Origin of the sequence: Dyella sp. 2YAF14, assembly GCF_052114725.1 — a bacterium.
Lineage (GTDB): Bacteria > Pseudomonadota > Gammaproteobacteria > Xanthomonadales > Rhodanobacteraceae > Dyella.
The window spans coordinates 22,376-41,199 of the sequence record NZ_JBFRFH010000005.1; the positions used below are offsets into that span (position 1 = coordinate 22,376).

The window sequence follows — 18,824 nt, forward strand, 5'->3', positions numbered from 1 at the left end:
CCTCCTGCCACGCGGCCAAGCCGATGAATCAGCCAGACTCCCGCATTCCCGCCGATGCCGACGCACCGGTGGAAACCCTGTACGTCGGCAAGTGGCTCAGCCTGCGCAAGCGCGGGCGCTGGGAGTTTGCCGAGCGCAACAACCCCGGCGGCGCGGTGATCATTCTGGCGGTGACGCCGGAAGACAAGCTGCTGTTCGTGGAGCAGTACCGCGTGGCCATCCGCAAGCACACCATCGAGATGCCCGCCGGCCTGGTCGGCGACCTGCATGAGCATGGCGATGAAGATGTGCTGCTGGCGGCGGGCCGCGAACTGGAAGAAGAAACCGGCTATCGCTGCGCACGCCTGGAGTTCATCCACGAGGGGCCGTCGTCCTCGGGCATGAGCACCGAGATGATCGCCTTCGTGCGGGCCTGGGATCTTGAGAAGGTCGGCCACGGCGGCGGCGACGAGAGCGAGAACATCATCGTCCACGAGGTGCCGCGGGCGCAGGCCGGCCAGTGGCTGTTTGCGCGTGCCGCCGAGGGCTACTCGATCGACCCGAAGCTGTTCGCCGGCCTGTGGTTTATCGAGCACACCCAGCCGAGGGCGTGAAGCTGAACGCAAGCACCAGCGGGGGCTAAAGATTTCGGCGGGGACGCCGATGTGAGTCATGTCGACCCATCCCAACCTGACCACATCATGGATCCCCTTATGAAGAAGACCCTGATCGCCGCCGCTCTGTTCCTGGCCGCTCCGCTGGCCGCCCACGCCGCTTGCGCCCCGACCGATTTCGCCGTGCAGGACTTCAAGATGAAGCTCGTCGGCGCCGGCGCCGCCGCCCGCCTGAGCCTGAGCGGCTCGCTGGTGAACCACTGCGCCGAAGCTGCCGCCGCGCAGATCAGCATCGACGCCAAGGACACCTCGGGCAAGGTCATCCAGAGCAAGAAGGGCTGGCCGGCCGGCACCACCAACATCGGCCCGGGCCAGTCGGTGGAGTTCGATCTGGGCCGTCTGTTCCGCTTCGACCCCGAGATGCAGCAGTACACCGTCGGCGTGGCCGACGTGCGCACCTGGTAAACCTCGCGTTGGTGTAAGCCCCTACGCTTTATTTGCTTTTCTTCGAGGCTCCTCCCGGGGCCTCTTTTTTTGCGCCGGGCTTGAACAAGTGTGACGCAGTTCAAGTTTTCGAGCGTTTGTCCGATATGCTGGGAAGACCCAGACACCGCCTCATCGGAGGCCCAGGGCGCCCTCTCGGCCGGGAGGGACCTGGCACCAGGGAGAGCCATGCATCTCGACATCCCAACCCTGACTCTCGCCTGCCTGCTGATGGGTATCGGTGCGGCGGTTGGCTTTACGTCGTTGATGGCGGTCTTGAACACACAGAAGGTGCTGCGCATCTGGGTGGCCAGCATCTGGATCAATACCCTCGGCGTCACGCTGATCGGATTGCGCAACCACATCCCCGACGTCATTTCGATCGTCGTCGGCAACGGCCTGCTGGTCACCGGCAACATCCTCACGCTCAAGGGCATTGCCCAGCACCTGGGCTTGCCGATGCGCTGGCGCTGGCCGGGCAGTTTCGCCGTGGTCTATACCGGCGCCATCGCTTGGTTCGCCTTTGTCACGCCCAACCTGGGCGCACGTTTGCTGGCCGGCAGCCTGCAGGCGATGGCGTTCAATTTCGCCTATGCGTACCTGTTGCTCCGTTACAGCGAGCCGGACATCCGCAAGAGCTGCCGCATTGCCGGCGCCGTGCTGGTGACCAATGGCCTGTTCTACCTGGCCCGCGTATTCGCTCCGCTGGACCCTGGCGCCAGCCAGAACCTGATGACCGCCGGCATGCCCGTGGCAGCGACCTACGTGGTCGGCATCCTCACCACGCTGGCTTCGTACTTCGCCTTGCTGCAGCTCATCACCGAACGGCTGGTGGTGGACCTGCGCCGCGCGGCGCGCACCGACGGCCTCACCGGCCTGCTCAATCGCAGCGCCATCGTGGCGGAGGGCCGTGCGTCGCTCGAGCGCTGCCTGGAACGCGGGCAGCCGTTTGCACTGCTCATTTTCGATCTGGATCACTTCAAGCAGATCAACGACCGCTGGGGCCATGACGCCGGCGATGCGGTGCTGCGCCACGTGGCACAGATGCTGCGCAAGGCGGTGCAGCGGCCCGATTACCTGGCCAGTCGCTACGGCGGCGAGGAGTTCGTGGTGGCGCTGCCCGGGGCCACCCTGGTGCAGGGACTGGAGACGGCCGAGCGCCTGCGGCTCGCACTGACGCATTCGCATGCGCACATGGGCGAGCAGACCATCCCGGTCACCGCCAGCATCGGCGTCGCGGTGGCGCGGCAGGGCACGCGTTTCGAGCATCTGGTGCGCCAGGCCGACCAGGCGATGTATCGCACCAAGTTCGATGGCCGCAACGGCGTCAGTTTCGCGGGCGACCACGATGCGCGGCTGGCCGAAGCGGGCGATTCGCGCTGCTGACCGGCCGTCGCGCGATCGGTGAAAACGGATCGGCCGGCTTCCTGCTGCAAGCGAAGCCGACCGCCCTCACCGTATCGCCAGTCGAACTTACTTCGCGGTCTTGAGCTCGACCACCAAGGCCTTGGTCGGCGTAGTGCCGGTGTTCTGATTGCTGTGCGTGATCGGCTCGCTATAGATCGCCTCGCCGGCCTTGCGTTCCATCTCGGTCACCTTGCCGTCGGCGCTGGTGCTCTTCGCCTTGCCGCCCGTCTCGAAATAGACGACGTTGGCCGGGTGCGAATGCATCGGCAACGATTCCCCTGGTTTCAACCAGACTTCAATGACCCGTACCTGATCGTTGTCGATCAGCACTTTGGTGTTTTTGGGTGCCACCTTGACCATGTCCTGGGCGCATACCGATCCTGCAAAAACGCAGGCCAGCGCCAGCAACGCACACTTCATGCTGCACGAAACGGAAGTCTTCATCACACGTCCTCCAGCAGTTCGACGACGTCGGTAAGGCTTCCGCGAATGCGCGGAAACCTGCGTTTGGACGTCCTTTTCCGTGGTGGGCGGAACGCCCACCTCATGCCCCTGCATGGATCCGAATACTGGCAAGGCGACGCGCGCTGTCGCAACGCGTCACGATCGTGTGCATGCGCAAGTCGAGGGGGCGGAAGCGACGACGTGTGCCTTGAAAATGCCGGAAACGACAAGCTCGGGAAGGATGCTCCCGATGTCCGCAGAAACCTACGCCCCGTCCGTGGCAGCGTCAATTGAGCGGACGGCCGAGCGAGCAATGCGCCAACCAGCCTCCGCCCGGCACCGGACTGCCGCGTAGCCGACGTAAGGTTCAGGCAACCCTTACACGCATTCCTGGCATCGATGGGCAAGTTTCTCGGCTATGCTCCTCTCGCTTCCCGGGGGGGGAGGCAAAGCAGGGGAATCCAAGCTATGCATGACGAGACCATGGCCTCGGGCGTGTACTTGCCCGAGATTGACGTCGCACCACCGGCCTTACCCGTAGGCAAGACCCGCCGCCTGGAGTTCCGCGGCAACGCCAGGGACTATTTCCGCATCTGGATCGTCAACGTGGTCCTGAGCCTGGTCACGTTAGGCATTTATTCGGCCTGGGCCACCGTGCGCACCCGCCGGTACATGTATGCCAACACCGTGCTTGCCGGCACGCCGTTCGAATACCTGGCGCGGCCCATCCCGATCCTCAAGGGACGCCTGCTCACCGCGTTGATCTTCGCGGCCTATGTGCTGGGCGGCCAGTTCTACAAACCCGCGCAGGTCGCCGCCGCGCTGGTCATCGCCGTCTTCATGCCGTGGATGATCGTCAAGAGCCTGATGTTCCGCGCGCGCTACTCCTCGTGGCGCGGCCTGCGTTTCTACTTCACCGACGATTACGGTGGCGCCTACAAGTGGTACCTGGGCGTGTACTTTCTGATGGGCATCCCGTTCCTGGGCTTTTTCCTCGCGTCGCTGGCCGGTCACTCCGGCTTTGGCATCGCGCTGGCGTTTGGCGGCGTGGCGGTGATCGCGCCCTGGATCAAGGGCCACCAGCAGGAATGGATGGTCGAGAACCATCACTTCGGCGGCAAGTCGTTCAAGTTCTCGGCCGAGGTCAGCGACTACTACCGCGTTTACGTCAAGACCGCCGGCGTGGCGCTCGCATGGCTGCTGCCCACGATGGCGCTGATGACGGGCATGTTCTTCGCCTTCAAGAGCCAGCTTGCGCTCCACCCCAAGGCACCGCCGCTGCTTGTTGGCGCCATGGTCTACGCCTGCATGGCGCCGTTCTATCTCGGTGCCTGGACCTTCATCCACACGCAGATGACCAATCTGCTCTACAACAACGCGCATCTGGGTTCGTACCGCTTCCGCTCAACGCTGGGCTACTGGGAGATGTTGGGTATCTACCTCACCAATGGCCTGGCCGTGCTTTGCACGATCGGCCTGGCGATGCCGTGGGCGCGCATACGCCTGGCGCGCTACCGTGCAGACCACCTGGACATCGTCGGCGCGGGCGAGCTCGATGATTTCGTGCGCGATGCGTTTGCCCACGGCGAGATCGGCGCTGCGGCGACCGAAATGGATAGCCTGCTGGGCATCGACATCGGCCTGTAAGCGCGATGATCCCGGCAGTCTATTTCGATGGACGATCCACACGCGCCATACCGGTGACGGTATGGCGCGAAGACTCGCTGTTGCATTGGCACACCCGGGGTCGCACGCAGAGCTGGCAGGCGTCGCTGGATGCCTTCGAACCCAGCGCACGGGTGATCGGCCTGCCCTACGCGTTGCGCCTGGCCGATGGTGCGTACTTGCAGGTCGATCACGACGTGCTGCCCGACGACTGGTTTCCCCGTCACCACCGGCTTGAGCGCGTGGTCGACTGGCTGGAGCGCAAGTGGCCCGCGGCGATGGCCGGTATCGTGATCATCGTGGCGGCTTTGGCCGGCTTGTTCGAGTTCGGCGTGCCGTGGGCGGCTGATCGCATTGCCTCACATCTCCCGGCCACGCTTGAACACAGCATGGGCAAGCAGTCGTTGGCCGCGCTGGAGGGCCGTCTGTTGATGCCCACCACGCTCAAGCCCGAGCAGCAAGCGCACTATCAGGCCGTGTTCCAGCACTTTGTGCAGGGTATTCACGGCCTGCCCGAGGTGCGCCTGCGTTTTTACACGGCGCCGGCCATCGGCGCGAACGCATTTGCCATGCCCGATGGCAGCGTGGTGTTCACCGATGCGCTGATCAAGGAGCTGCCGGATGATCAGGCCTTCACGGCCGTCCTTGCGCATGAGCTGGGCCATCAGGCGCACCACCACCTGTTGCGCGAGGTGTTGCGCAGCTCAGGCGTGTTCATCGTCGCCGGCATGCTGATGGGTGATGTCACCTCGCTCGGCGGCGTGACGGCGGGCGTGCCCATGTTCCTCATCAATGCGCACTATTCGCGCGGATTCGAGGCGGATGCCGATAGCTACGCCTTCGACGCACTCGCACAGCAGGACATCGATCCGGTCGCTTTCGTACACGCCATGCAAGCGCTGGAACGCGCGCATCCGGAGATCAAGGGCGAGGACAAGAGCATGCGCTATGCCGCCAGCCATCCGATGACGGCCGAACGCATCGCCCATGCCGATGCGGCGTCACGCGCGTTTCAGGCGCGTCGACCGGCATCGCAGGCGAAAGGCGTGCACTGAGCGAACGTCAGTGCAGTACGAACAGCTTGTCGAAGCCGGCGACGCGCAAGGTGCCGCGCAGGCCGGTATCCGCGTTGACGATGCGGATCTCCGCGCGATCGGCGCCGGCGTGCTCGCGCAGCAGGAGCAGCATGCCGAGCGCGGAGCTGTCCATGCTGGACACCTCGCCCAGGTCGATAACGTAGCTGCGGGCGGCGCGGCCGCCGAGGCAGGCGTCGTGGAAGGCGCGATGCACGGTGAAGTCGAAGCGCTCGCCCAGCTGCAGGGTCACGCAGTCCAGGTCGGGGTCGTGGTGAACGGTCAGGCTCATGGCTCAGGTCCTCAAAACAATTCGATCTCGCCGGCATCCATCGAGTTCTGCAGCGCCGGGCCGCGCGAACGCAGGCGTGCCTTCTCGCGCTGGATGGCCAGGCGGTTGCGCACGCGCTCGGCGCGCTGCGCCAGCGATTCGGCATCGATCGGGCTGCAGGCGAGCTCCTGGATATCGCGGGTGCATTCGGTGGTGATGTCCTGCAGCTCGACCAGGCGCTGGCGGGTCTGGTTGATCAGCTGGCTCAGGATGTCTTCGAACTGCAGCGAGCGCACCGTGGTGGCCACGTCGGTGCCCAGGCCGCGGTTGATCTCGACCACCTGGTCGGCGACCTTGCTGGTGCGCGCGTCGCTTTCGGTGACGTGCGCCATCATGGCGTCGATGCCGCCCTTGGCCGACAGCGCCACGTTCAGATCCTGCGAGGCCATGGTGCCGACCAGGCCGCGCAACTGCTCCATCGCGGTACGGGCGCGCTCCACGTGGCTGCCGATCTGCTCGTTGAACTGGTTGGAATGGCTGGCCAGGTTGCGGATCTCGCCGGCCACCACCGCGAAGCCGCGGCCGGACTCGCCGGCACGCGCCGCTTCAATGGCCGCGTTGAGCGCGAGCAGGTTGGTTTCTTCGGCGATGGTGTTGACGTTCTTCAGCAGGCCGAACACCGCGTCCATTTCCTTGGCCATGCCGTCGATGCGGTAGACGATGCGCAGACTTTCGCGCGACATCTGCACGATCATGTCGACGAAGTGCGCGAGCAGGTCGCTGGTGCGCGCGGCGAAATCCTGCACGGAGACGCCTTCGCTCTGGCCGTCGATGATCTGGCGCAGCAGCGACTGCTGCATGCCGGTCTTGCGCGACAGGCCGTCGAAGCCGCCACCCAGTTCCGACACCGCGTCGCGCAGCAGGTCCAGCGCCTGGTGCAGTTCGCGCGTGGCGTGGCCCAGTTCGTCGACCAGCGAGCTGCGCACTTCTTCCAGCGCTTCGCGCACGGGTTCGTGGTGGGCCAGCGAAACGTCGATGACGGGCTCCAGCGCCGGTGCGGCGCGACGCGTCTCGATGATCCAGGCGGCAGTCAGCAGCACGATCACCAACGGGCCCAGCCAGGCCGACGGCCACAGCATGGTCAGCGCCAGCGCGACCGCGCTTGCGGCGAGGCCGGCCACCGGGCGCTTGTGCACAAAGGAGTAGAAAGTATCCATAAGGTATCTGCCGATCAGGTGGCCGACACAGCGGCGCGGGAAACGGGTTGATGCGCCATCGCGAGCAAGCGCGCGGCAATGTGTTCGAGCGGAAGCTTTTCGCTGCTGGCGCCCAGCTTCCAGGCGGCGCCGGGCATGCCCCACACCACCGATGTTTCTTCGTCCTGCACCAGGGTGCGTGCACCGCCCTGTTGAAGTTCGAGCAGGCCGCGCGCGCCGTCGTCGCCCATACCGGTGAGCAGTGCGGCGATCGCCGACTGGCCCACGCTGGCGGCCATGGAGCGGAACAACACGTCCACGCTCGGCTTATGACGATTCACCGGCGGGCCGTTGTGCAGGCGGCACACATACTTGGCGCCATCCCACATCACCAGCAGATGCTGGCTGCCCGGTGCGATATACGCATGGCCGGCCTGGATCGGCTGGCCGTCGCGCGCTTCGCATACGCGCATCGCGGAACACGTGTCCATGCGTGCGGCAAACGGGCCACTGAAGGCGGCGGGAATGTGCTGCGTTATGACGATCGGCGGCGCATCCGGCGGCATTGCTTCAAGCACTACGCGAATCGCTTCGGTGCCGCCGGTGGAGGCACCGATGGCGATGATCGGCATGCCACCGCGCGTACCGGCGCTCTGGGCGCGCGGCAACACGGCATCGGCACTGAGGCGCGGCGGCACATCGAGTTTGCGCACGGCGGTGCGCTGACGCGGACGAGCCAGCGCGGCGAGTTTCACCTTGGCGCAGATTTCCTGTGCGCCTTCGGCAAACGTGCTGGCCAGGTCGTTGCCCGGCTTGGTGAAGAAGTCGACCGCGCCCAGCTCCAGCGCGCGCAGCGTCACTTCCGCGCCTTCCTGGGTGAGCGAAGACACCATCACCACCGGCATCGGACGCAGGCGCATCAGATTCTCGAGGAAGGTGATGCCGTCCATCCGCGGCATTTCCACATCCAGCGTGAGTACGTCGGGATTGAGCTGCTTGATCTTCTCGCGCGCAATCAACGGATCGGCGGCGGTACCCACCACCTCGATGCCCGGATCGCACGAAAGCATGGTCGACAGCAGCTTCCGCACGAGTGCGGAATCATCGACCACCAGGACACGTACTCTTTCCATCGCGTATTCGTCTCGCCTTCGTGGTGCGGCGCGGGTGCATCACCCGCGTCCGCCGGCCCGTGTCGGCGCCAGATGCTTGCAGAGGCCCACCGTGCTGACGCGCATGGCGTCAGAACAGTTCCACCTCTCCCTTTATCGGATCGTTTGCCAAACGCTTGAGATACTGGCGCTCGCCATCCACCAGCACGGCGTCGGTGCGGCCACGCAGCTGGCGCACGCGCGCCTTGCCGCTGGTCGGGAAAAACTGCACATGGCGCGGATGCACGTCGCCCAGGTCTTCCGCGGCCACTTCAAGCCGCTCCGCTTCGAGGTAGCGCCGCACGAAGGCGATGTTGCGCTGGCCGATGTCAGTCATGGTGGCCAGCACGCGGCCGCCACCGAACACCTTCACCACCAGGTTCGCGCGCTGACCGCCCGCCTTGAGGATGGCGTTGATCAGCTGTTCCATCGCGTCGTTGCCGTAGCGCGCCGCGCGGCCGATCGTGTCGGCCCAGCCGCCGCGCTCGCCGCCGATCGGCTCGGGCAACATGAAATGATTCATGCCGCCCAGGCCGCGCACGCGGTCGTAAATGCAGGCGGACACGCAGGAACCGAGCACGGTGGAGATCATTTCCTGCTGGGCGCTCACATAGAACTCGCCCGGCAACACCTTGACCGTCATGCACGACTGCGTCGGGTCCCAGAAGCGGCGCAAGTGTTCAAAGCCCGGCAGCACGCGGGCCGGGTCATACCCTGTGCCCGCGGGGAGCTGGGCAGCTACGACATTCATGTACTGCGTTTCCGGTAGACCGTCCGTCCAATCAGGTCGAAGCTGTCATTGAGTCCGTACATGGACTCAGAGTGTCCGAGGAACAGGTAGCCGCCGTCCGGCAAGAGGCCGGCATAGCGCTGGAACAAACGCTGCTTGGTGGGCTTGTCGAAATAGATCACCACGTTGCGGCAGAAAATCGCGTCGAACGGCCCTTGCATCGGCCAGTCGTGCAGCAGGTTCAGCGGCAGGATGCTGACCAGTTCGCGCAGGCGCGGATTCACGCAGACGTAATCGGCGTACTCGCCTTCGCCGCGCAGGAACCAGCGGCGACGACGCTCCACGCTCACGCCTTCGAGGCGTTCAAGCGCATACACGCCCTTGCGCGCCGTTTCCAGCGCCTGCGGCGACAGATCGGTAGCGAGAATCTTCGCGTCCATCTGCTGCGCGCCGTGTTTCTCCAGCGCCTCGGCCAGCACCATGGCGAGCGTGTACGGCTCCTCGCCGGTGGCGCAGCCGGCCGACCAGATACGCAGGCGGCCACCGTTTTTCTTCTCGCTGATCCAGCGCGGCAGCAGTTCGTCGGTAAGCAGATCGAAGTGATGCGACTCGCGGAAGAACGCCGTCACATTGGTGCTGATCGCGCTCGCCAGCTCGCCGAGCTCCTGCTGCGGATCGCGCCGCAGCAGCTCGCAGTAGGCCTGGAAATCACGCAGCTTCAGGGCACGCAGGCGACGCAGCAAACGACCCTGCACCAGCTGGCGCTTGTGTTCACCCAGCGAGATGCCGCATTGCTCGTAGACGAACGTGCGCAGGAATTCGAACTCGGCATTGCCCAGCGACGGGCCGCCCACGGCCGCCACGCCGGCTTGATTGTCCATCGCGGCAGCCGTGTTCATGCTCAGAACTCCTTCCAGGAACCAGCGTCGGAAGCCTCAGCGCGGACGGCTGCGCGCGGCGCGGGGACGTTCGAGCTGCGCACCGCGGCGAACACGGCCTCGGCTTCGGCCATCACCGACTGCGAGCGCGCTTTCTCGGTCGCCACTTCGGTGCCGCCCTCGCCCAGCTGGAAGAAGCCGACCTGGCGAGCCAGCTCACCGGCCTGCTCCTGCATCGCACGAGCAGCGGCAGCGGCTTCTTCCACCAGCGCGGCGTTCTGCTGGGTCATCTCGTCCATCTGCAGCACGGCGTGGTTGACCTGGTCGATGCCGGCCGACTGTTCCTGCGATGCGGCGGCGATTTCGGCCACGATGTCGGTGACCTTTTTCACGCTGTCGACGATATCGGCCAGCGCCTTGCCGGACTGGTCCACCAGCGACGAACCCACGCGCACCTTCTCCGCGCTGTCGTTGATGAGACCCTTGATTTCCTTTGCCGCACCCGCGCTGCGCTGCGCCAGGTTGCGCACTTCAGTGGCCACCACGGCGAAGCCGCGGCCCTGTTCGCCGGCACGTGCGGCTTCCACCGCGGCGTTGAGTGCGAGCAGGTTGGTCTGGAAGGCGATTTCGTCGATCAGGCTGACGATGTCGGAGATCTTGCGGCTGGAATCGTTGATCTCGCGCATCGCGGAGCTGGCCTGCGCCGCCACTTCACCGCCGTGCTCGGCCTGACGGCGCGTGGCGCTGGCAAGCTGGTTGGCGTGGCTGGCGTTCTCGGCGTTCTGCTTCACGGTGGAGGTCATTTCCTCCATCGACGAGGCGGTTTCCTCGAGGCTGGAAGCCTGTTCCTGCGTGCGCTGGCTGAGGTCGTCGTTGCCGCGGGCGATCTGCTGCGCGGCCGAGCTCACCGAGCCTGCGCCGTGACGCACTTCGCCGACGATGGTGGAGAGGCGCTCGTCCATCGTGCGCAGGGCGTCGAGCAGTTCGCCCAGTTCGTCCTTGCGGGTGACGGCGATCTTGTGACCGAGCTTGCCGCCGGCGATGGCATGGGCGACCTTCACGGCCTGACCCAGGGTGTTGAGGATGGAGCGCATCAGCAGCACGGCCATCAGACCGGCCACCAGCAAGCCGACGATCAGGGCGACGATGCTGACCGTGCGCACGAGGTGGTAGCGGGTCACCTGCGCGTCGTAGATCTGCTTGGCATCGGCGCGTTGTGCGTCGACCAGCTTGGTCAAGGCATCCTGGCGCTGCATCATCAGCGGGCGCACCTGCATTTCCAGCAGTTCGGACGCGCCGGTGTCACCCTGCTTGAGGGCATCGACCAGCGAATCCTTGGCGTCCTTGTAGTCGGCGTCGGTGGAGCGCCAGTCGTTGAACTGCTTCTTCACCGCGTCGCTCATGGGGATCGCGTCGAACTGCTTCTTCAGCGCCTCCATTTCCGCCTGCATCTTCTCGTACTCGGCGAGCTTGGCCTTGACCTGCTCGGGCTTGCTGACCAGCGAGCTTGCTTCGCCCATCAGAATGAACGACATCAGCGAGCGGGTGGAGATCTGCGAGATCAACTGGGCAGGCACGATCTCTTCTTCATAGATCTTGCCCATGCCGTCGTTCTGCTGCTGCATCGAACCGATGCCGATCACGGCGCCGGCGATCAGCATCAGGCCAAGCAGGCCAAGCACCGCGCGCATGCGGTTCCTGACGTTGAGTTCCGGGGCTTTCAGTGCGAACTTCTTCATGTTGGTTCCAATCCTGCGTAAGTCGGTCAGGCCACGGCTTTGACATCGGAGACAGCTGGCAGCGCCGCCTCAAGCATCTGTGCGTCCTGGGGCTGCAACAGCTTGTCCACATCCAGCAGCAGCACCATGCGCTCGCCGGCGGCGGTCAACCCCTTGAGGTATTGCGTATCCACCGTGGTGCCCATGTCGGGCACCGGGCGGATGGCGTCCGGCGTGACATCCAGCACGTCGGACACGGCGTCGACCACCACGCCGAAATTGCGGCCGGCCACGGTGATGATCACGGTGACGGTGGTGGTCCCATAAGCTTCGCGTTCGAGTCCAAAACGCAGGCGCATGTCGATCACCGGCACGATCGCGCCGCGCAGGTTGAGCACGCCCAGCACGTAGTGCGGCGCCTGCGGAATGCGCGTGACCGGCGTCCAGCCGCGGATTTCCCGCACGGCCAGGATGTCGATGCCGTATTCCTCGTGGGCGAGGTTGACGGTGAGGTACTGTGACTGGAGCGCCTCGCTCCGGGTGTTGTCGGACATGTTCGCCTCGTGGTCGGGGCCGCGTGCGAGGCCCCCTATCGGGTTCTGGATCGGCGGTGATGGGGGAAACTTGAGCGGGAAGCGGGTTTTGGGGCCGGGCTGGCCGTGTCCTGTGGGAGCGCACCCTGTGCGCGACGGCATCCGTTTGCCGCGAGGCATAGCCAGGACGTCGCGCACAGGGTGCGCTCCCACAGGGTTCCTACAGGTCAGGTCGCGACGGCCACCGGTCGGCACATGGCAGGCCGCGCGTCACGCATCGGCACCGACGCCTCCGACTGCAACCGGAAGTACCGCACCCGCACCTCCAGCTCATCGGCCTGCTCCTGCATCGCGCGCGCCGCGGCGGCGGCCTCCTCGACCAGGGCCGCGTTCTGCTGGGTGACTTCGTCCATCTGCATCACGGCGCGGTTCACCTGGTCGATGCCCGAGGATTGCTCCTGCGCGGCAGCGGCGATCTCGGCCACGAGGTCGGTCACCTGCTTCACGCTGTCCACGATGCCGGCGAGCACCTCGCCCGATTCGCTGACCAGGGCCGAACCGGCCTGCACCTTCTCGACCGTGCCGCCAATCAGCGCCTTGATCTCGCGGGCGGCCAAGGCGCTGCGTTGGGCGAGGTTGCGCACCTCGCCCGCGACGACGGCGAAGCCACGGCCCTGTTCGCCCGCACGCGCCGCTTCCACGGCGGCATTGAGCGCAAGCAGGTTGGTCTGGAAGGCGATCTCGTCGATCAACTGCACGATGTCGGTGATCTGGCGGCTGGCGCCTTCGATCTCGCCCATGGCGTGACGGGTGCGCGTGGCGACCTGGCCGCCGCGTTCGGCCTGGGCGCGTGCGCTGCGGGCAAGCTGATCGGCATGGCCGGCGTTGTCGGCGCTCTGGCGCACAATGGAAGTCATTTCTTCCATCGATGCGGCGGTTTCCTCAAGGCTCGAGGCCTGTTCCTGCGTGCGATGCGACAAGTCATCGTTGCCGCGCGAGATCTGCTGCGCCGCGGTCGACACCACCTGCGAGCCCTGCTGCACGTCGCGCACGATCTCCACCAGCTTGCAGCGCATGCGCTGCAAGGCAGCGAGCAGGCTGCCCGGGGGAAATGCCTGGGCGCCGTCGCCTGCGGCCAGGTCGCCGTCGGCGATGCGTGCCGCCATGGCCAGCGCAAAGGCCGGTTCGCCGCCGATGCTCTGGCGGATGCTGCGCATCGACTGCCAGACCACGCCGATGACCAGCAGGCCGACCAGACCCGCTTCGAGCAGACTCACCAGCAGCGCATGGCGGAACTGCTCGTTGATGTCGACGAAGTAAGCGCCCGTACCAAAATGCATGTCCCACGGCTGGAACCACGCGCTATAGGTGATCTTGGGCTCGACCTTCTTGTCCGGCGGCATGGGCCACGTATATTCCGTGATGCCCGAGCCCTGAGCGCGATCCACGGCCGCGATCATCTGCCACAACGGCTTGCCATCCGGGTCCTTGTCCTCGCGCACATTCTTGCCCTCCTTCTCCGGGAAGATGGGATGCAGGTGCATGACAAAGTTGGAATCGAACGCGAAGACGTAGCCGGAGCCCTGGCCCCAGCGCATCGTGCGGATGACCTCGAACGCCCGGCGCTGAGCCTCTTCCTCGCTGAACTGGCCCGCCTTGGCGCGATCGTGGAAGCTCTGCGCGACAGCGGTGGCGCTGGCGACGTGGTCCTTCAACGCATGCACGCGCGCCGCCATCTGCAGGCGGCGGCTGTCGATGGCGGATACCACGGTGAGCGTCATCAGGCCGGCCACCACAAAGGCGATGACCAACCACACCTTGGCCGCCAGGCTCAGGCGATCGATGAACTTCAAAGGAGACTTCATGACTTCAAAAACCTTCAGAATGAAAAGGACGGTTCTGCGATTGCCTAGATTCATTCCCTGCACTGCTCTTACGCAGGCCAGCGGCCCGCGCGCCGCGGCTTCCTGTCGCAGCTGTCTTTGATGTTGCGAACGGCGCCCCTGGATTCCCTCGCCGCAAGAACTCCGTGCCGGCGACGGACTTCATCGCCGGGTATGTATGGTTTCGTCAGAACTCGGTCCAGCCCGCGCTGGCCGCCGCAAGCTGCGGCTTGGGCATGGCCGGTGCAGCCTGTCGCGCAGGTACTGCGGGGCGCGTCACGACACGTGTTTCGCCCTGCAGACGGAAGTAGCGAATCTGGCGCTCCAGCTCATCGGCCTGCTCTTGCATGGCGCGCGCGGCGGCCGCTGCTTCTTCCACCAAGGCCGCGTTTTGCTGGGTGACTTCGTCCATCTGCATCACGGCCCGGTTTACCTGATCGATGCCCGAGGACTGCTCCTGCGATGCGGCGGCGATCTCGGCCACGATGTCGGTGACGCGCTTGACGCTGTCCACGATGCCCGAGAGCACCTGGCCGGATTCGGCCACCAGGCTGGAGCCGGCCTGCACCTTCTCCACCGTGTCGCCGATCAACAGCTTGATCTGCTTAGCTGCCGACGCACTGCGCTGTGCGAGGTTGCGTACCTCGCCGGCCACGACCGCGAAACCACGGCCTTGCTCGCCCGCACGCGCGGCTTCAACGGCAGCATTGAGTGCAAGCAGATTGGTCTGGAAGGCGATCTCGTCGATCAACTGCACGATGTCGGTGATCTGGCGGCTGGCACCTTCGATTTCGCGCATGGCATGGCTGGTGCGCGTCGCCACTTCGCCACCACGCTCTGCCTGCATGCGGGCGCTGCGCGCCAGCTGGTCGGCATGGCCGGCGTTGTCCGCGCTCTGGCGCACGATGGAGGTCATCTCCTCCATCGAGGCGGCGGTTTCTTCCAGGCTCGACGCCTGTTCCTGCGTGCGATGCGACAGGTCGTCGTTGCCACGCGAGATCTGCTGCGCAGCGGTCGACACGACCTGCGAGCCTTGCTGCACCTCGCGCACGATGCCCACCAGCTTGGTACGCATGCGCTCCAGTGCTTCGAGCATGCTATCGGGGGAGAAGCGAAGTTCACCGTGACCGGCCAGATCGCCGTCGGCGATGCGCGCCGCCATGGCCAGCGCAAACGCGGGCTCGCCGCCGATGCTCCGGCGGATGCTGCGCATCGACTGCCAGACCACGCCGATCACCAGCAGGCCGACCAGAGCGGCTTCCAGCAGGCTCACCATCAAGGCGTGGCGGAACTGTTCGTTGATATCCACGAAATAGGCACCCGACGCCACGTGCAGGTCCCACGGCTTGTACCAGCTGGTGTAGGTGATCTTGTGTTCGTCCTGCTTGCCGCCGGGCATCGGCCACATGTATTCGGTGGCGCCGAAACCATCGCGCTGATCGGATTCCATCATGTGGCGATACATGAAGGTGCCCTGGCTGTCCGCTTCGTCCTTGATGCTCATGCCCACGCGCTTGGGCATGATCGGATGCATCCGCATCACGAAGTGGGAGTCGAACGCGAACACATAACCCGCGCCCTTGTTCCAGCGCAGCGCGGACACCGCGGCGAGCGCCTGTTTCTTCGCCTCTTCGTCGCTGAGCTGGCCGGCCACCGCACGCGCGTGATAGCTGTCGATCAGCGAGATGGCGGTATTGACTTCATCGCCGAGCGCACTCACGCGCGAGGCCATCTGCAGGCGGCGACTGTCCAGCGCGGACACCAGGGTCAAGGTGGCCAGACCCGCCACCACGAAGGCGATCACCAGCCACACCTTGGCGGCCAGGCTCAGTCGATCGATAGCTTTCAGTGGTGACTTCATGGAGGCGACCTTCAGAACGGATGGGCCGATGGCGATGGCCCGAAGTGATGCCCTGCATTGCTCTGACGCGGGCCGCAGGCCAGCGCGCCGCGGCTTCCTGTCGCCGCTTGAATGAGGTTGGGTGTTGCCGCCGTCGTTCTTGCGAAGGACGGCGTGATCAGCGCTGAACGCTGCGCTATGTGGTCAGGCCGCTTTCCGGCGACCCTGCATGCGAACCAGTCCGGCGATGTCGACAATCAGCGCCACCGAGCCGTCGGCCAGAATGGTCGCGCCGGATACGCCCTGGACACGCCGATAGTTGGCTTCCAGCGACTTCACCACCGCCTGTTGCTGGCCGATCAGGCCGTCGACGAACAAGCCCACGCGCGAGCCATCGCCTTCCACCACCACCATCAGGCCGTCGTCGATGGTGTGAATCGCGCCCTCGCAAGCGAAGGCGTCGTGCAGGCGGATCACCGGCAGGTATTCGCCGCGGAAGCGGAACAATTCGCCGCCGCCCACCACGCTGCGCACCGCTTCGGCCTTCAGCTGCACCGACTCCACGATGGAGACCAGCGGCACGATGTAGCGCTCCTCGCCCACCGCGGCGGTGAGGCCGTCGATGATCGCCAGGGTCAGCGGCAAGGTGATGGTGAACACGCTGCCGTTGCCCGGCGTGCTGCGGATGGCCACGGTGCCGCCAAGGTCGGACACGTTGCGGCGGACCACGTCCATGCCCACGCCACGTCCGGAAAGATCGGTGGTGACGGCGGCGGTGGAGAAACCCGGCTGGAAGATCAGCTCGGCCACGGCGTCGTCGCTCATGCCCTCGCTGCTGCTGATGATGCCGCGCTGGATCGCCTTGGCCACGATGGCGTCGCGATTGAGGCCGGCGCCGTCGTCGGACACTTCCACCACGATATTGCCGCCGCGATGCGAGGCTTTCAGCGTGAGCGTGCCGGTGTCGCCCTTGCCTGCCGCGCGACGCTTGTCCGGCGTTTCCAGGCCGTGGTCGATGGCGTTGCGCACCAGGTGCACCATCGGGTCGCCGATCTTCTCCAGCACCGTCTTGTCCAGCTCGGTCTGTTCGCCGATCAGCTCCAGCTTCACCTGTTTGCCAAGCTTCTGGCTGATGTCGCGCACCATGCGCGGGAAGCGGTTGAACACGGAGGCGATGGGCAGCATGCGGATGCCCATCACGCTTTCCTGCAGCTCGCGCGTGTGGCGCGCCAGCTGGGCCAGGCCTTGTTCGAGCACGGCCAGTCGCGCGGCGTCGATGTCGCCTTCGCGGAAGGTGTCGAGCATGGACTGGGTAATCACCAGCTCGCCCACCAGGTTGATCAGTCCATCGATCTTGTCGATCGAGACGCGCACCGAGCTGGATTCGGCGCTGGTTTCACGTTGCGCACGCGCGGCCCCGGCATCGGCCACCGGTGCCGCCGGTGCAGCAGCGGGCGCCGACGGTGCGGCGACGACCTCGGCCACTACGTGTTTGGCCTCGATGGCGAGGTCGCATTCGTCCTCGACCCAATCGAACACGCCGGTGATATCGGCGCGCTTCACCGGGCCGGTGAGCTCGATGGTCCAGCCGATATGACACTCGGTCGGTTCCAGTGCAGCGAATGCCGGCAACTTGTCGAACTCGGGCGTGACCTGCAGCTTGCCGAGTCCGGCCAGTTCGCGGATCAGGCGCAGCGGCTCGTTGCCGCTGGCGAGCATGCCGGCGTGCGGGCGGAAGCGGATGGTCCAGGCATCGGCCTGGTCCACATCACGCCGCGCCTGCAGCGCAGCAGCCGGCACGCCGCGCCCCATCGCAGCGGCCAATTCATTGCGCAGCCCTTCGGCCACCGCGTCATTGAGCGGCTCGCCGGCCTGGGCGCGGGCAAACATGCCGCGCAGGCAATCCACCGTGCGCAACAGCAGTTCGATGATGGAACCGTCGATGGCGCGCTTGCCGCTGCGCACTTCGTCCAGCAACGACTCGGCCTCGTGGGTGAACGAGGACATCTCCGGAAAACCGAAGGTGGCCGCGCCGCCCTTGATCGAATGTGCGGCGCGGAAGATGGTGTGCACCAGCTCGCCGTCACCGCCCTCGTCCAGCGCAAGCAGCGACGACTCCATCGTGTCGAGTCCTTCCAGACTCTCTTCGATGAACACCTGTTGGAACTGCGCCAGACCGGCCTTGCTCATGGGGACACTTCTCTAAGGGATTGCGGACGCACGTTCACTGCCGTCATGCCGGCGTTCGCCGGCACAACGCAGCTGTTTTCAACCAAGCACGCGCTTGACGGTGGCCAGCAGCTGCTCGGGATCGAACGGCTTGACCAGCCAACCGGTCGCGCCGGCGGCCTTGCCTTCCATCTTCTTGTCCGTGTGCGACTCGGTGGTCAGCATCAGGATCGGCACGCCCTTGTAGGCCGGCATCGTGCGCAGCTCGCGCACCATGCTCAGGCCATCCATCACCGGCATGTTCACGTCCGCCAGCACCAGGTCGAAGCTGCTGCCCTTGGCCGCATCGAGCGCGAGCTGGCCGTTTTCCGCCTCGCTCACATCATGGCCGGCATTGCGCAGGGTGAAGGCCACCATGCCGCGCATCGAAGCCGAATCGTCAACCGCAAGAATCTTCGCCATCTTCCACCTCAGTTTCAGGCCGGCATCGGTGCCGGCAGTTCCAAAGCCTGTGCGAGGCCGAGCACGCCGGCCGCGTCACGCATCACTTCGCTCACACCCAGCCACGTGGGCGACTGGCCCCGCGCCGTCGCCTCGCGGCGAAACGCCACCAGCAGCTGCAGCGCCGCGGTATCCACGCGCTCCACGCCCGCGCCGTCCAGCTGCGCGGCGGCATCGAACGCTTCGATCAGTTCGGCCTTTACCTGCGCCACGCTGCCGAGGCGGAAATCGGCGGGCAGCGCGATCACGCGCGCCTTCGCCTTTGCCTCACCCGTCGTCTTGCCCATGG

At 65.6% G+C, this 18,824-nt stretch carries 18 protein-coding genes; 5 read left to right on the top strand and 13 right to left on the bottom strand.

The window, feature by feature from the left end; all coding sequences use genetic code 11:
• Positions 1–23: 23 nt before the first annotated feature.
• From AB4Y82_RS09955 to AB4Y82_RS09965, 3 genes are all read left to right on the top strand, one after another.
• Positions 24–593, top strand: a complete 570-nt coding sequence (locus tag AB4Y82_RS09955; RefSeq protein ID WP_441602941.1) for an NUDIX hydrolase — start codon at positions 24–26, stop codon at positions 591–593.
• A gap of 99 nt (positions 594–692) precedes the next feature.
• On the top strand, positions 693–1,058 hold the full coding sequence (locus tag AB4Y82_RS09960; RefSeq protein WP_121882187.1) for a hypothetical protein: 366 nt from the start codon (positions 693–695) through the stop codon (positions 1,056–1,058).
• A gap of 207 nt (positions 1,059–1,265) precedes the next feature.
• Positions 1,266–2,462, top strand: a complete 1,197-nt coding sequence (locus AB4Y82_RS09965) for a GGDEF domain-containing protein (protein ID WP_441602942.1) — start codon at positions 1,266–1,268, stop codon at positions 2,460–2,462.
• 87 nt (positions 2,463–2,549) lie between these two features.
• On the opposite strand, the gene AB4Y82_RS09970 is transcribed toward AB4Y82_RS09965, so the two are convergent.
• A complete protein-coding gene (locus AB4Y82_RS09970) occupies positions 2,550–2,927 on the bottom strand; it encodes a cupin domain-containing protein (RefSeq protein WP_441602943.1) in 378 nt (125 codons plus the stop codon).
• A gap of 468 nt (positions 2,928–3,395) precedes the next feature.
• On the opposite strand from AB4Y82_RS09970, the gene AB4Y82_RS09975 reads away from it, so the two are divergent.
• Positions 3,396–4,574: a YjgN family protein gene (locus tag AB4Y82_RS09975; protein WP_441611258.1), complete on the top strand. Its 1,179-nt coding sequence runs from the start codon at positions 3,396–3,398 to the stop codon at positions 4,572–4,574.
• A 5-nt stretch (positions 4,575–4,579) separates the two neighbouring features.
• Complete coding sequence (locus tag AB4Y82_RS09980; protein ID WP_441602945.1) at positions 4,580–5,647, top strand: M48 family metallopeptidase; 1,068 nt, start codon at positions 4,580–4,582, stop codon at positions 5,645–5,647.
• A 7-nt stretch (positions 5,648–5,654) separates the two neighbouring features.
• On the opposite strand, the gene AB4Y82_RS09985 is transcribed toward AB4Y82_RS09980, so the two are convergent.
• The 12 genes from AB4Y82_RS09985 to AB4Y82_RS10040 all read right to left on the bottom strand — a co-directional run bounded on the left by AB4Y82_RS09985 (position 5,655) and on the right by AB4Y82_RS10040 (position 18,822).
• Complete coding sequence (locus AB4Y82_RS09985) at positions 5,655–5,957, bottom strand: STAS domain-containing protein (protein WP_199728084.1); 303 nt, start codon at positions 5,955–5,957, stop codon at positions 5,655–5,657.
• A gap of 11 nt (positions 5,958–5,968) precedes the next feature.
• The gene (locus AB4Y82_RS09990; protein ID WP_441602946.1) at positions 5,969–7,153 is read right to left on the bottom strand and encodes a methyl-accepting chemotaxis protein; all 1,185 of its coding nucleotides are present in this window, start codon (positions 7,151–7,153) and stop codon (positions 5,969–5,971) included.
• A 14-nt stretch (positions 7,154–7,167) separates the two neighbouring features.
• Positions 7,168–8,265, bottom strand: coding sequence for a protein-glutamate methylesterase/protein-glutamine glutaminase (locus AB4Y82_RS09995; protein ID WP_441602947.1), 1,098 nt, complete (start codon positions 8,263–8,265; stop codon positions 7,168–7,170).
• A 109-nt stretch (positions 8,266–8,374) separates the two neighbouring features.
• Positions 8,375–9,034, bottom strand: coding sequence for a chemoreceptor glutamine deamidase CheD (cheD, locus tag AB4Y82_RS10000; protein ID WP_441602948.1), 660 nt, complete (start codon positions 9,032–9,034; stop codon positions 8,375–8,377).
• Entirely contained in the window at positions 9,031–9,912 is an 882-nt protein-coding gene (locus tag AB4Y82_RS10005; RefSeq protein ID WP_441602949.1) for a CheR family methyltransferase, read from the bottom strand. The genes cheD and AB4Y82_RS10005 overlap by 4 nt, the downstream gene beginning before the upstream one ends.
• Positions 9,913–9,914: 2 nt before the next feature.
• Entirely contained in the window at positions 9,915–11,630 is a 1,716-nt protein-coding gene (locus AB4Y82_RS10010; protein ID WP_441602950.1) for a methyl-accepting chemotaxis protein, read from the bottom strand.
• A gap of 26 nt (positions 11,631–11,656) precedes the next feature.
• The gene (locus AB4Y82_RS10015) at positions 11,657–12,163 is read right to left on the bottom strand and encodes a chemotaxis protein CheW (protein ID WP_441602951.1); all 507 of its coding nucleotides are present in this window, start codon (positions 12,161–12,163) and stop codon (positions 11,657–11,659) included.
• Between the two features lie 206 nt (positions 12,164–12,369).
• Positions 12,370–14,007, bottom strand: coding sequence for a methyl-accepting chemotaxis protein (locus AB4Y82_RS10020; RefSeq protein ID WP_441602952.1), 1,638 nt, complete (start codon positions 14,005–14,007; stop codon positions 12,370–12,372).
• Positions 14,008–14,212: 205 nt separating this feature from the next.
• A complete protein-coding gene (locus tag AB4Y82_RS10025; protein WP_441602953.1) occupies positions 14,213–15,886 on the bottom strand; it encodes a methyl-accepting chemotaxis protein in 1,674 nt (557 codons plus the stop codon).
• A gap of 183 nt (positions 15,887–16,069) precedes the next feature.
• Positions 16,070–18,055, bottom strand: coding sequence for a chemotaxis protein CheA (locus AB4Y82_RS10030; protein ID WP_441611259.1), 1,986 nt, complete (start codon positions 18,053–18,055; stop codon positions 16,070–16,072).
• A gap of 78 nt (positions 18,056–18,133) precedes the next feature.
• Positions 18,134–18,496, bottom strand: a complete 363-nt coding sequence (locus tag AB4Y82_RS10035) for a response regulator (RefSeq protein ID WP_046973083.1) — start codon at positions 18,494–18,496, stop codon at positions 18,134–18,136.
• 14 nt (positions 18,497–18,510) lie between these two features.
• Positions 18,511–18,822, bottom strand: coding sequence for an STAS domain-containing protein (locus AB4Y82_RS10040; RefSeq protein WP_441602955.1), 312 nt, complete (start codon positions 18,820–18,822; stop codon positions 18,511–18,513).
• Positions 18,823–18,824 lie beyond the last annotated feature (2 nt).

Bases quoted from the DNA above. Each gene is read 5' to 3' on its own strand.
- cheD (WP_441602948.1), bottom strand. From the start codon at position 9,034: ATGAATGTCGTAGCTGCCCAGCTCCCCGCGGGCACAGGGTATGACCCG.
- AB4Y82_RS09980 (WP_441602945.1), top strand. From the start codon at position 4,580: ATGATCCCGGCAGTCTATTTCGATGGACGATCCACACGCGCCATACCG.
- AB4Y82_RS10010 (WP_441602950.1), bottom strand. From the start codon at position 11,630: ATGAAGAAGTTCGCACTGAAAGCCCCGGAACTCAACGTCAGGAACCGC.
- AB4Y82_RS10025 (WP_441602953.1), bottom strand. From the start codon at position 15,886: ATGAAGTCACCACTGAAAGCTATCGATCGACTGAGCCTGGCCGCCAAG.
- AB4Y82_RS10035 (WP_046973083.1), bottom strand. From the start codon at position 18,496: ATGGCGAAGATTCTTGCGGTTGACGATTCGGCTTCGATGCGCGGCATG.
- AB4Y82_RS09995 (WP_441602947.1), bottom strand. From the start codon at position 8,265: ATGGAAAGAGTACGTGTCCTGGTGGTCGATGATTCCGCACTCGTGCGG.
- AB4Y82_RS09970 (WP_441602943.1), bottom strand. From the start codon at position 2,927: ATGAAGACTTCCGTTTCGTGCAGCATGAAGTGTGCGTTGCTGGCGCTG.
- AB4Y82_RS09985 (WP_199728084.1), bottom strand. From the start codon at position 5,957: ATGAGCCTGACCGTTCACCACGACCCCGACCTGGACTGCGTGACCCTG.
- AB4Y82_RS09975 (WP_441611258.1), top strand. From the start codon at position 3,396: ATGCATGACGAGACCATGGCCTCGGGCGTGTACTTGCCCGAGATTGAC.
- AB4Y82_RS09955 (WP_441602941.1), top strand. From the start codon at position 24: ATGAATCAGCCAGACTCCCGCATTCCCGCCGATGCCGACGCACCGGTG.
- AB4Y82_RS10030 (WP_441611259.1), bottom strand. From the start codon at position 18,055: ATGAGCAAGGCCGGTCTGGCGCAGTTCCAACAGGTGTTCATCGAAGAG.
- AB4Y82_RS10015 (WP_441602951.1), bottom strand. From the start codon at position 12,163: ATGTCCGACAACACCCGGAGCGAGGCGCTCCAGTCACAGTACCTCACC.
- AB4Y82_RS10020 (WP_441602952.1), bottom strand. From the start codon at position 14,007: ATGAAGTCTCCTTTGAAGTTCATCGATCGCCTGAGCCTGGCGGCCAAG.
- AB4Y82_RS10005 (WP_441602949.1), bottom strand. From the start codon at position 9,912: ATGAACACGGCTGCCGCGATGGACAATCAAGCCGGCGTGGCGGCCGTG.
- AB4Y82_RS09990 (WP_441602946.1), bottom strand. From the start codon at position 7,153: ATGGATACTTTCTACTCCTTTGTGCACAAGCGCCCGGTGGCCGGCCTC.
- AB4Y82_RS10040 (WP_441602955.1), bottom strand. From the start codon at position 18,822: ATGGGCAAGACGACGGGTGAGGCAAAGGCGAAGGCGCGCGTGATCGCG.
- AB4Y82_RS09965 (WP_441602942.1), top strand. From the start codon at position 1,266: ATGCATCTCGACATCCCAACCCTGACTCTCGCCTGCCTGCTGATGGGT.
- AB4Y82_RS09960 (WP_121882187.1), top strand. From the start codon at position 693: ATGAAGAAGACCCTGATCGCCGCCGCTCTGTTCCTGGCCGCTCCGCTG.